Here is a 12,161-nt window from a genome sequence, read left to right as displayed (position 1 = left end):
ATCTAATCGATTTTGGAAGGAGAACGATTTCAGGCCGTTTCTTCGGGCATGTATTCGGGCTCTCTAATTCTTCTAGAACTCATTTGCGAAGAGAACAGCCAAGCCAGTAAGGCGAAGGGCTGCCCGAAGACAGCCCTTCGAAGATGCCGCTTGGCATCAAGGAGCAACTAAGTAATTACCGCCTCCAGACCTGAGAGGCGGCGCCAAGTCTTAGAACATGATCGGATCGTAGTATCCGGAGAAGAGGATGGAAGCTCTCAGCAGGAGCGCACCGATGATGCCGAGGATCGCACTGCAGGCCAAAATCTTATGGCTGCGTGTCAGCAGATTCAGGAGCAGAGGCACGACAGAACCGAGAATAATCACGCCGACCCAGAACATCACGGCATGAGGACCGCTGATCAGAGCTTCTGCACCGGCTCTGGCACCGGCAAGCGCGGAACCCAAAGCAACGTGGACAAAGGCAAAAATGGTGAACAGTTCTGCAACTTCAACCCAGAAGGAAGTTCTTCTGCTCCAGCGAACGGTATCCGGATCGATCCATTTCATGATCATGAAAAGTTCAATACAGCCGATGGAACTGGCCATGCCGGACATGATCCAAAGCAGCGGAATCAAAGCGGTATTCCACAGAGAGATGCCGACGGCCTGAGTCAAGAGGAAGCCGGAATAAATCGTGCTGCAAACGCCCAGCGCAGCAAAAATTCCGTTGAACCAATTGGACTTAGTCATGTTCTGCCAGTATTCACTCTTGAAAATAATCTTGGCGCAGATCATGGAATAGAACACGGAACCGATGCACAGCAGCGAAAGCAGACAAATGCCGATGAACATCCAAGACTGGAAATTAAAGGAAAAGTCCGCTAAAGCGCTGAAAACGGCAAACGGAAGATTAAGCATCCTAGCCAAGTGGCTGACCACTAAGAGCGTTCCGAGAATGCCTGAAACCGTCAGAAGATAAACAAAGTTCTTCTGTCTGATCCAGTAGTTCAGAAAAAATCCCATACCGGCGAGACCGACGAGCCAAAGGAAAATGGCAATCGTCCACCCCCAATGAGCGGCTTGGAGCTGAGGAGTAAAAGAAGTTAATTCGATCATTTGGACACCACCACAAAGAAGTTAGGTTTCGTGCCTTTGTTCGGCATGAGAAGCTCGGTTCTGCTGGAAGCAATCTTTTTAGAGATTTCAGACTGTGGATCCAAAATATCTCCGAAGAGACGGGCTTCCGCGGGGCACGCCTGAACACAAGCCGGCTGCTTGCCTTCGTTAATCATCTCCATGCACCCCGGGCTGATACATTTCATCGGCAGACCCGTGATCGGATGACTCCAGCGAGCGTCGTACGGGCAGCTGGCAATACAGTAGTTGCAGCCGACGCACTTATCCGGATCATTTCTGACAAGACCGTTTTCATCGTAATAGTTCGCGCCAAAGGGACAAGTCTTAACGCAAGGTGCGTTTTCGCACTGCTGGCACTGAACCAGCAGATTGACCGGACGACGTTCTTCAGAACGGAAAATACGAATATTGGATGCGGGCCAGTTTCTCCCCGGAATGCTCTGGTTGTGCATTTCAGGGAAATTGGTCTGAGAACAGGCCAAAATGCAGGCACCGCAGCTGATGCATTGTGTGGCATCAAAAAGATGCGCTAATTGTTTTTTCTTTTGAACCATGATTTAGTCTCTTACCTTCTTAATGCGCACGGAACTGTTATTCGCAACATTGCCGAAGACCGGCTGCGCATAACCTGTCGCATACCAATGAGAGTTAATACCTTCTTTCACAAATTGGTATTCGGGGTCGTTTACAAGGTGCTTAGTTCTGTTGCCTCCGGAGAAACCGAAGGCAAAAACTGCACCCGGTACAACCTTATTGGTGACGGTAATTCTTGCTTGGCCGACATAGTTAGTATCGATACCTTCAATTTCGGCCATATCCCCGTTTTTAATACCCAGTCTCTGTGCATCAACCGGATTCATCCAAACGGTTCTGTCGCCCAAATAGCGAGTGGGCTGCGTAAACATATTCAGGCCGGAACAGGTGACGCAGTTCTTTCCGGAAGCCAGGATGAACTCATTGCTGTTCTGCTTCGGTGCGGTGAACGCTGGCGAAGGAATGTAACCGGAAATCGGAGCAATGGCCTTTTCGTAGGCTTCGTTCTTGAAGCTCTGGAAGGCATAGATTTCAACCTTGCCGCTCGGTGTTCCAAAAGATTTGTGATACGGGTACTGGTTGTATTTCTTTGTCTTGATCGTTGACCAGCCCTGTGTTTCGATATCCTTCTTGATCTTGGCGGCCCAGCCCGGTTTCTGGCTTTCGCACTGTGCCAGGAACTTATTAAAACCTTTGTTCGTAAAGGCATCAAAGTATTTATTGAACTCCTCGGCCGTCTTGCATTCCTTGTATCCGACGCGCGCTGCTTTTTCCGGGAAAGCTCTTCTCAGAATTTCCAAAAGGATCCACACGTCGTGACGAGCTTCACAACCTTTCGGCGGCGTAAGGTCTGGGTCGGAAAGATAAATGGAGCCGTCAAGCGCCCACTTAACACCAGCCATCTCTTTTCTTTCCATGAAATATGTGGCAGGGAGCACGTAGTCGGCATAGTCAACCAGTTCCTGCGGAAGAACATCCTGAACGACACAAAGCTCAAGCTTCTTAAGCTGTTCTGCAAGTTCTTGAGAATTGGCCTCACGATGGAACATCGTAGTTCCCACGAAGAAAACACCTTTGATCGGATAAGGTTTGCCGGTAACAGCAGCCTGGAGCGCAACCTTAAAAGTTGCGGATGCTTCCGGATAAACGATCTTGTCGATGCGCTTTTCTTTAGCCATCTGCCAAGTTTCGCCGTTGGGACCTTTGCCTGCAGAAACACTGGGGATCTTGAGGCCGGCCCCGACTGTTACAACCAAACCTCCAGGAATATCTATATTGCCGTTCATCGCGTTGGCAATGCAGATCAATTGATACAGCTGAACGTCGGTTCCGTTCTTAGAGGTGTACCAGCCGTCATCGATCACGCCTTTTAGGTTCGTGAAGTCCTTAGCGATACGGAGCAGGATGCCAGGCTCAACGCCGGTGATTTCAAATACTTTCTCCGGTGTGTAAGGAGCCGCTGTCTCTTTGACGACTTCAAAAGCGGTTTTAACGGGAATCGTGATCCCGTCAACAAGTTTGACCGGAGCGACGTCTTCAAGGACAGCCTTGAAAGAAGGATCTTCGTCAAAAACCATCTCTCCGGTTTCATTTTTCTTCAGTCCTCGGAAGGAAATTTCTCCGGCAGCATTGGCAACGGCGTATTTTGTTTTATCCCCGCCTGCGACGAAATCAGCTTGAGTCAAGGGATGACCGTTTTCTCTGACAAGATAAGCGCCGTTGGTATGCTTCTGAATGAAATCAAAATCGGCTGTACCGTCCTGAATCATGCGGTTAATCAGACCCATCACGAAAGCAGCGTCCGTCGAGGGACGAATACCAACCCAGTCCACATCACCGTAAGAGATGTCCGGCATCCTCGGGTCGATGGAAACCACACGGGCCCCGTTTGCACGAGCAACATTCAAAGTATGGAGCGCTCCCATAGCGGCTCCCATAGAACGGCCGATAAGAAGCAAATAACGCAAGTTGGCGTAATCGGGCTCCATTTTGCCGGCACCGTCAAAGCCTTTTCCGAAGACCCACTGGCGACCGCTGATACCACCCGCATTGCAGGAAGAAGCATGGCCAATACTATTCGGAGAGCCCAGCGGTAGCGTAATCCACTTGCTGAAGCCCGAGAAAGTATGGGAAGTTGAAGCAATGCTGCTTTCTCCATATTTTTCAACGATCGTTTTAAGCTGACCGGCGATGCCGTCCAACGCTTCATCCCATGTAATTTCCTTGAATTTTCCTTCGCCCTTTTCCCCGACACGTTTCAGAGGTTTTTTCAAACGAAGCGGGTGATTCCAAACCCACATAGTTGCAGCGGATCGGCCGCAGTAGCCCTGTTGAGGGTGTCCCGGATTAGGGAAAATACGAACAGTTTTTTCGGAAACGGGCTCACCTTCTTTACGCATCTCAATCAGACCGCAGAACGCACCGCACATCGTGCAGGCAACGGGACGTTTTGTCCAACCTTCCTGTTCGAGTTTTTTAATTTGTTCGGCAAACGCCAAGTTCGGAAGACATGGAGAAGCGGCAGCGGCTGCAGCCAAAGCTCCTCCTTTCATAAGTGCCCGTCGAGAGACGGACAGATTTACGATTTTGTCAGACATCTTAATTTCTTGTCCTTAGGTTATTGGGGATTGTTAAGAGTTGTAATCTCTTTAACTGCCCTCGATCGTAATCCCTAAGAAAGATTAATCCTATAAGACAAATGTCTTAGATTCTCGAACCTCCTCTGTAGACTCTATCTTCTTGAATTTCCGAAATTATTTACGTACAAATTTTCATCTTTTTATAAATAACCCAAATGCGATTAATAGTTCGGTTTTTAGTTAGTTAAAAACATATTTTTGCCTAATTCTTTTATTAAATTAAGAAAATATATAAAAATGTAAACTAAGTTATGAGAATTAAAAATGAAGAACCAAGTCTTTTTATATGGAAAGTTAACTGAGGGTAATTTTCTCTCGATTTTGATTTTTCCATACTTGAAACTTCTTTATTGACTAATGCTCGTTATCCCTAATACTTCGCGAATTTGTATTTTTTCACGTCCTGAACTTTTCTTCCTTCGATGTTTCTTCTCTTCTTCTTGATCTAACGCATGCTGAGAACCTCGTATTTTCGGCGCAAATAAACACAGAAAGGTAGAATAGAAAAATTAGTTCTCTTTTTTACTACAGCGATGACCGAAAACAAAGAAAAGGCTCAGAGCAGCCACATCACTAATTTTCTTCGCAACATTATTAACGAAGACTTGAAACAAGGGGTAAACGATCCCAGGCATTGGTGTGGACATCCCGGCACTTACACGGAGCAGATGGAAGGACCGATCGATGAGGCAAAAGTTCGGCTTCGTTTTCCTCCTGAGCCTAACGGTTACCTCCACATCGGTCACGCTAAAAGTATCTGCCTGAATTTCGGTCTAGCCAAAGACTATGCCGGACGGTGCCACATGCGTTTCGACGATACTAACCCGGTTAAAGAGGACCAGGAATACGTAGACTCCATTCTTGGCTCTGTTAACTGGCTCGGCTTCGACTGGAAGGATGCCAAAGAAACCAATTTCTACTTCGCCAGCGACTACTTCGACTATATGTACGAGATTGCCGAGCATATGATTAAAAACGGCTTGGCATACGTCGATGAACAAACGGCTGAACAGATTAAAGAAAACCGGGGCACACTTCACACACCCGGCGTCGACTCTCCGTTTCGGGATCGTCCGGCGGAAGAAAGTCTGCGCCTCTTCCGTGAAATGCGGGAAGGCAAGCATCCGGAAGGAAGCATGGTTCTCCGCTCTAAAGTTGACATGAGCTCCCGCAACATCAATCTTCGTGATCCGGCTATTTACCGTATTCGTTTTGCCGAACATCATCGTACAGGCGACAAATGGTGTATTTACCCGATGTACACGTTCGCTCACCCGCTCGAAGACGTTCTGGAAAACATTACTCATTCAATCTGCACGTTGGAATTTGAAGATCAGCGCGCTTTCTATAACTGGGCAACCGAAAGATCCGTGCCCATTACCCGCGCTCCGCTCTTTGAAAAAGCAAAAGCCGTCCTGGCAGACCTCCAGAAAAAGAGCTTCGAAGAAATCAAGCCTTTTGCCGAAGCTGCTGTCAAATTCAAATGGAAACTCGGCCAGACCGAAACAGAAAGAGAACTCGCTTCTCTCTTAGCTGATATCAAGGCCAATCCCGAAAATTTGAACGATGCTTCTGCGCACGCCATCGTGAACGCCGTTGCTGCCAAACCGGAAGTTTTCACTCCGCTGCTGCAGGACGTTTTAAGCGCAACCGTTAAACCGAACTTCTTCCTGCTTCCGCATCAGTACGAGTTCAATCGTCTGAATCTGACTTACGTGGTCATGAGCAAACGCAAACTGATCGCCTTGGTCAAAGAAGGCCTCGTCGATGGTTGGGACGACCCCCGCATGCCGACTCTCGTCGGTCTGCGCCGCCGCGGCTATTCTCCCGAAGCCATGCGTTTGTTCTGCGATCGCGTCGGGGTTTCTAAACAGACCGGCAGCTGGATCGACTACTCTGTTCTCGAAGGTTCTCTGAGAGATGTGCTTGATGCTGAAGCCGATCGTCGTATCGCCGTTCAGGATCCGATCAAACTCATCATTGATAACTATCCGGAAGATCAGGTCGAAGAATTCGAGTCTCCCAATCACCCTCAGCGTCTGGAACGCGGCTCTCGCAAGCTTTCCTTCGGAAAAGAACTTTGGATTGAAAGAAGCGACTTCGCGGAAGAACCGCCCAAAGGCTATCGCCGCCTGACACTGGCAACTGCTGACAAACCGGCAATGCCCGTTCGTCTGCGTCACGCCTACGTCGTTCAGGCCACCTCTGTAGAAAAAGATTCGGACGGCAAGATCACAGCCGTCCACGCTGAATACTTCCCGGAAACCAAGAGCGGTACCGATGGCGCCAACTCTATTAAGACCAAGGCTGCCATTCACTGGCTGAGTGTTAAAGATGCTCTTCCCGCAACGATCAGACTTTATGACCGTCTGTTCACTGTTCCGAAACCCGATGCCGGTGAAGTGGACTTCCGTGAGCTCATTAATAAGAACAGTAAGACTGTGATGCAGTCCTACGTTGAGCCTTCTCTGAAAGACGCCAAACCCGAAGACCGCTTCCAGTTCGAAAGAAACGGTTATTACGTGGCTGATCAGAAGGACTTCACTTCGGACAACCTGGTATTCAACCTTGCAGTTGCTCTGAAGGACACCTTCGGAAAATAATTAAGCACTGAATCGCCAGAGGGACGGCTGAAGCCGTCCCTTCTTTTTTAGGAAAGCTTTTGAATCGTTTCCCGAGTTTGACAGTGGACTCTAGCTTTATCCATTGAGAAGCTAGAATCCATCAGGCTTCTCAGAATTTTAAAATTTACGTCGGAGTAGCTACAACCTTTGTTAGCGGCAAATGCAGTTTCCTCCTTAAGGCTGACGGATTCTCAACTCGGTTAAGGATTTCCAAATTAAACAGTGCCGACATCCGATCAAATAAACCGACCTCATAAAGCCTCATATAGAAGGGTACCTGAGGGTTGATATCGTCATAGACGACCTCAGCAGTCCTCAAGGCTTCCAGCATCTTCTCGTGAGTTATCTCTTCTTTGCCCAGTTCGTTCTTAAAGGTATAAAGCATGTACTTTTCAATGACTAGGCTGATAAAGCAGCTCAGGAAGTGACCGTAGATGTGAGGATCGGTCCAGACAAAGCAGGGACGAGCCTCGAGGTATGTCTTACTGACTCTGAAGCAGTCTTCTATTTGCCAGAGCTTTCGATAGATGGCAGTAGCATCATGCGGAGATATGTTTAAATTGGTACAGATTACGTAATAACCGTCCCACTTCGCTTGTTCGTTGATCTTCTCCCAGTTAATTGTGGGAGAGCCTTTGCCTTTCGGCACTTTGACGAGAGACTTGTAACCGCTGTTTTTAAGTCGGCTAGGATCCGCGACGGCCTTCTTGGCTTTTTCTATGGCTCTGTCCCGATCTGCTTTATCCTTTGCGGCTCTCGAGGGACTATGAGAGACAACCCATTTGAGATTCATAGTGCCAAGGACATTAGACGTCTTGTAATTGCGATGCGTCGTCGGACTTTCTCTCATCTCGTGCAGCTCTTGCGTTACGTCTAACGTCTTATATCGGCAAGTCTCTACTCCATCATCGTTGTAAACGAACTGCTGCCAGTTTTCTTGGTCCAGGATCTGCTCTTTCAAGTGTTCGGAAGTAGTTTTGAATTTCTGAGCAATAACAAAATCGCAGCCGATATCTTTAAGATCAAACAGATTCTGACAGCTGTTAAGACCGCGGTCTGCTACGACAATGAGCTGCTTGAGGTGATAAGTTTTCTTTATTTTTTCTATTAACGGAACCATTGTCCCGAACTCGTTGGTATTGCCGTTAAAGAGTTCGTAGTCGATGGGTATGCCGTTTTCGTCCATGACTAACCCGAGAACAACCTGAACTTCATTGACTTTATGATCTTTGCTGATTCCAAAGTCTTTGTAGTCAGATACGCAGCGGCTCTCAAAGGAATAGGTGGTCACATCGTAAAAAGCTGCCGTTACCTTTCTCTTGGTTTTCTTCTGGATTTCTTTGTTCAGATGCCTCACGATGGTGGCCTTATCTTCCTGGAGGAGATCCAGAACTTTATATAAATCTTCCAGGTGATCGACTTTTGCGTGATCAATAATGCTTCCGGAGCGATTGGCAAAGCTTCTCAATTTGTTCGTCGGCTGCAGCAGTCTTTGCTCTGTCAGCAGATAAGCCGTCTGATCATAAGAATACTCAATCTTTCTGCTTCGCTGTAGGTGCCTAAACATCTCCGGCAGCTTCAAGTCGGACCAGACCTTTCTGATAAGTGCGGCACCGACGTTGTAAGTCTTAAAACATCCGGGCTTGTCGTTGAGTCCCTTGGCTGCCTGGGAGAGTTTATCCATTCTCTCTTTGGCTTGTTTTTCTACTTCTTGAGCTTTGGTGCTCGCTTCAAGCTGATTTTCCTTGGCAATACGCTCCTTTAATTTCTCAACGTATTGAGGATCCTTGAGCAGTGCAGCATCAAGCCGCCCGTGATTTTCAATAAGTCTGGAGCGAGGCTGTCCTTTTTCATTTCGATAGCTTGAATAAACACGGATGTACTTGTAATTCTTAACCGAAACGATTGAAACGTGCAGAGGCATTGTCACCCTCCAAGACTGAGATACTCTTAATTATATCATATAGTGCTACATTTAGACTACATTAACGGTAAAAATTTTTTGGCTCAAACTCAGATCTGGTCTGGCTTTGGCCCAAAAATAACTATCAAACTCGGGAAGCCGTCCCTTCTTTTTTAGGAAAGCTTTTGAATCGTTTCGGCCAAAAGCTTCGGCGCAATGTTCAAAGAGTAATCAAGCTCTAAACGTTCGGTGCTTCGGTGCGCATCTCGGCCTGCCGGCCCCATGTTGGCAATCGGAATATCCAAGGCGCCCGGGAGATCGGTCGGCAAATAAAAGAGTTTCTTCCAGCTGGCCATGTTCTCGCCGACTTGTTTGGCCCCTTCTCTCATTTCTTCAAAGCCTAGGAAGGACAAATCCGTAATGCCCCCGAAAACCTCGTGCAGACGGACTGCTTCGTCTTTGCTCAAGACTTTTGCCTGCTCCGTCATCTCTTCCATCACTTTTCTAAGTTTTTGCTCATCAGGCGACTGTCGACGATTCAGCCGAGCCGGGTAGTACGGCGGCAGGAACCCGACTACAATTGTCGGCCGTGGCATCTGAGCCTGTAAAAACAGCCAGGAGCATTCTTTCAGGGCCGCCTCCCGAATGTCCAGATCTTTAGGGAGCGAGCGATAAAAATGATCTCTTTTTTCTTCGAAGGATTCCCCCGTCTTCTGGCGAGCCATCCGCTGAAGCATCCCGAAGGTAACAACATTGACCTCATCAATGTCAGGAAAGTCTGCACCTTTATCTTGGGCAAACAGCAGTGCACGCATCAGTTTGCTTCTGGCCTGCGCGGCAGCCCGCGCCGCTGTCATTTGAGCCCAACGAAGGACATCCGCCGGTTTCTTTGCGGCGGTCAGAACATTAAAGTAAGCGGAAGCCTCTTCAGGCACAGTGACCGAATAACCGTTGCGGTGCACCTCCATACTTAAGCAGGCGGGAGGTGCTAAAAGATCCAATCCGGAACCCTCGTATAAAGCGGTGTCGGCTTCTGCCAGACAAACGATTTCACTAATTAAGAGCGCTGCGCTGAAGCCGTGAAGATAATTGCCGATATGTGCGGATTTGCCGAAGGCGTAGAAGAACGGCATAAGTTTGCCGGTGGTTCCTGTGTAATAAGGTCGCACGGCCGGTACCGTCTTGGTTTCCGCCGTCCAAAAACAAGGCTCACCGGTAAGAGCAGCGACGACTTTCAAATGTTCTTCTTCACATATATGCAGGAATGCTCTTAACGAACCGATCATGCCGGCACTGTTGGCTTCTTCATCCGGAACCGCCCAAAAAAGAATATTGACGGCAAGAGTCGGGTCATCTGCCCACTCCTCCATGGAAGCCAAAAACAGCGCAAGGCCCGCCTTCATATCCATACTGCCGCGCCCGAACAGCCAGTTGCCGCTCTCAAGATCCTTCCGAGCAGTTTCATCCAGAGGCTGTTCACGAAGTGCTTCCGTGTAACGTTCTAAATCGAAAGCCGTCTGTACTTTATCACCGCAGTTCTGCGTATCGACGACATCGAAGTGACCTGTCAGTACAACAGTTTTATCGGTAGGAACGGCGGCTCGGAGCAGTCCGAAAACCGCCTTACGCTCGAGGGGGTCCCGCTCACAGACCGGTTCAAAGACTCGCACGCGTCCGGGATGTTTTTGTGCAAGGCAAAACATACAATACGTAATGAAGTCCGCACAGCGGTTTTCTTCTGCGACGCTACCGCTAACGGAAGGAATGGCACAAAGTTCTTTAGTGAGCTGAAGAATTCGGGACGACTGGGCAGTTTTCATGACAAGCACAAGGAAGTTAGTGAAGTCTTGTCATTTTAGGGCTTCAAAACGCCTCTTTTCGGTTCAAAAAGTTAAAGTAAGCTTTAAGTTTGCTAACCTAAAACTGACTAATTTTGAAAACAGATCAAACGGAACCGACAGGGGCTTGGGCCGGCTTTTTAGCCGCAGAAGGACCGGACGCGTATTTCTTGCCGATTTCTTTCAGGAAAGAAATAATCTGAGGATTTTCCCATGGCAGATAACCTTCAGCGTAAGCCACTAAATTTCCGTTGCCGTCAATTATGAAATTGGTGGGGACCACAGAAACTCCCATCTTCCCGGGAATCGCCTGGTTGCTGTCAATGAAGGTTTCAAAACCCGAAGCACGGATCTTGTCGAGGAATTTTTTAAGATCCACATTCCCTCCGTCAACAGCAACTCCAATAACACGGACATCAGAGTTCTTAAAGGCCTTCTGTGCTGTAATCAGTTCCGGTATCTCCGCGACGCAGGGGCGGCACCAGGTAGCCCAAACGTTTAAAACGATCACCTTTCCTTTGTAATCCGACAAATTTACGTCTGTTCCGTAAATAGTTTTGAGATCAAACTGCGGCATCTTTAGAGCGTACTTGAGCTCTCGGAAATTCGGCATCGTGCGCGGCGCCTTCAGAGGTGTTCCTGTTTCGTAAACGCGATCAAAGTCTGCGGCCTTCGGGACCGAGGAGAACAAGACGGTGCCCGCCAAGCAGGAGAGTACTAATAATTTTTTCATCTTTCAATACTTTTTCTTTATGCTGTCGAAATTTTAGAACGACCGACTCAGCGCAGATGTAACGAGTTTTTCAGGTGCGCTCATGATGGTGGCTTTCCAAACCCATCCTTTCGCAATTGAATTACAGTTTGATGATAAAAGTCTTACCGGCGTCATTCATCCTGCGGAGAAATCGGCGCGAAAAGATTTGCCAACACCATTGATAAAGGAGTGAATTATGGGACTTTTCAATACAATTCTTCAGAAACTTGGTTTTGTGAAAGACAAGGCCGTTGAAGCTGTTGCAGGGGAAAACGCTGCTGCAGCGGAAGCACCGGTCTCTCCCGTAGAAGCCGCTGCCGTTGAAACTGTAGCTGCTGCCCCAGCTGCAGCCGAAACTCCTGCAGGATCGCCCGAAATCGTAGACGTCGCTGCTGTCTGCGAAGCTTTGGCAGCCAAGAACCCACAGAAACTCAACTGGAAAACTTCTATTGTTGACCTTATGAAGCTTCTTGGAATGGACCCATCTTTAGCTAATCGTAAAGAGCTGGCAAAAGAACTCGGCTGCCCTGAAAACCTTATCGGCGGTGACTATTCTCAGATGAACGTTTGGCTGATTAAGGCCGTTATGCAGAAGCTTGCCGAAAACGGCGGCAAAGTTCCCGAAGACTTGAAGTAACGTTTCTCATTTCTAATCGAGTAGGGTTTCGCTGAGTTCCAGCGAACACCCTCTCACACCACCGCCCGTACCGATCTGGTAGGCCAAGTCACCTTGATTTTACGGCGGTTTCT

General features: G+C 48.2%; 8 protein-coding genes. 2 read left to right on the top strand and 6 right to left on the bottom strand.

The genetic code is table 11. The features are described from left to right. Window positions 1–210: 210 nt before the first annotated feature. Genes nrfD through ACZND6_RS07360 form a run of 3 tightly spaced genes read right to left on the bottom strand, consistent with a single transcriptional unit; the run spans window position 211 to window position 4,250 of the window. Window positions 211–1,098 carry an NrfD/PsrC family molybdoenzyme membrane anchor subunit gene (gene nrfD / locus ACZND6_RS07370; RefSeq protein ID WP_418304551.1) on the bottom strand — a complete coding sequence of 296 codons (888 nt, stop codon included), beginning with the start codon at window positions 1,096–1,098 and terminating at the stop codon, window positions 211–213. Continuing rightward, entirely contained in the window at window positions 1,095–1,673 is a 579-nt protein-coding gene (locus ACZND6_RS07365) for a 4Fe-4S dicluster domain-containing protein (protein ID WP_008811671.1), read from the bottom strand. Before ACZND6_RS07365 ends, nrfD begins: the two co-directional genes overlap by 4 nt. Window positions 1,674–1,676: 3 nt before the next feature. Then, window positions 1,677–4,250 (bottom strand): molybdopterin-containing oxidoreductase family protein, encoded by a 2,574-nt coding sequence (locus tag ACZND6_RS07360; protein WP_489524513.1) that lies wholly within the window; start codon window positions 4,248–4,250, stop codon window positions 1,677–1,679. A 575-nt stretch (window positions 4,251–4,825) separates the two neighbouring features. Between ACZND6_RS07360 and ACZND6_RS07355 the strand changes: the two genes are divergently transcribed. Then, window positions 4,826–6,895 carry a glutamine--tRNA ligase gene (locus tag ACZND6_RS07355; RefSeq protein WP_489524512.1) on the top strand — a complete coding sequence of 690 codons (2,070 nt, stop codon included), beginning with the start codon at window positions 4,826–4,828 and terminating at the stop codon, window positions 6,893–6,895. Window positions 6,896–7,040: 145 nt separating this feature from the next. Here the strand turns inward: ACZND6_RS07355 and ACZND6_RS07350 are convergent, their stop codons facing one another. The 3 genes from ACZND6_RS07350 to ACZND6_RS07340 all read right to left on the bottom strand — a co-directional run bounded on the left by ACZND6_RS07350 (window position 7,041) and on the right by ACZND6_RS07340 (window position 11,390). Then, entirely contained in the window at window positions 7,041–8,840 is a 1,800-nt protein-coding gene (locus ACZND6_RS07350) for an IS1634 family transposase (RefSeq protein ID WP_293738491.1), read from the bottom strand. A 152-nt stretch (window positions 8,841–8,992) separates the two neighbouring features. After that, window positions 8,993–10,639: a M20/M25/M40 family metallo-hydrolase gene (locus ACZND6_RS07345; RefSeq protein ID WP_489524511.1), complete on the bottom strand. Its 1,647-nt coding sequence runs from the start codon at window positions 10,637–10,639 to the stop codon at window positions 8,993–8,995. Window positions 10,640–10,763: 124 nt separating this feature from the next. Continuing rightward, the gene (locus tag ACZND6_RS07340) at window positions 10,764–11,390 is read right to left on the bottom strand and encodes a TlpA family protein disulfide reductase (RefSeq protein ID WP_489524510.1); all 627 of its coding nucleotides are present in this window, start codon (window positions 11,388–11,390) and stop codon (window positions 10,764–10,766) included. Between the two features lie 217 nt (window positions 11,391–11,607). Between ACZND6_RS07340 and ACZND6_RS07335 the strand changes: the two genes are divergently transcribed. Further along, window positions 11,608–12,048, top strand: a complete 441-nt coding sequence (locus tag ACZND6_RS07335) for a DUF3597 domain-containing protein (protein ID WP_008811666.1) — start codon at window positions 11,608–11,610, stop codon at window positions 12,046–12,048. Window positions 12,049–12,161: the final 113 nt, after the last annotated feature.

Source organism: Parasutterella sp., from assembly GCF_057870745.1.
This window is presented reverse-complemented; position numbering and strand designations above follow the sequence as displayed.

What these genes read in the sequence shown, in the direction of transcription:
- nrfD (WP_418304551.1), bottom strand. Translation starts at nt 1,098, where the DNA reads ATGATCGAATTAACTTCTTTTACTCCTCAGCTCCAAGCCGCTCATTGG.
- ACZND6_RS07365 (WP_008811671.1), bottom strand. Translation starts at nt 1,673, where the DNA reads ATGGTTCAAAAGAAAAAACAATTAGCGCATCTTTTTGATGCCACACAA.
- ACZND6_RS07360 (WP_489524513.1), bottom strand. Translation starts at nt 4,250, where the DNA reads ATGTCTGACAAAATCGTAAATCTGTCCGTCTCTCGACGGGCACTTATG.
- ACZND6_RS07355 (WP_489524512.1), top strand. Translation starts at nt 4,826, where the DNA reads ATGACCGAAAACAAAGAAAAGGCTCAGAGCAGCCACATCACTAATTTT.
- ACZND6_RS07350 (WP_293738491.1), bottom strand. Translation starts at nt 8,840, where the DNA reads ATGCCTCTGCACGTTTCAATCGTTTCGGTTAAGAATTACAAGTACATC.
- ACZND6_RS07345 (WP_489524511.1), bottom strand. Translation starts at nt 10,639, where the DNA reads ATGAAAACTGCCCAGTCGTCCCGAATTCTTCAGCTCACTAAAGAACTT.
- ACZND6_RS07340 (WP_489524510.1), bottom strand. Translation starts at nt 11,390, where the DNA reads ATGAAAAAATTATTAGTACTCTCCTGCTTGGCGGGCACCGTCTTGTTC.
- ACZND6_RS07335 (WP_008811666.1), top strand. Translation starts at nt 11,608, where the DNA reads ATGGGACTTTTCAATACAATTCTTCAGAAACTTGGTTTTGTGAAAGAC.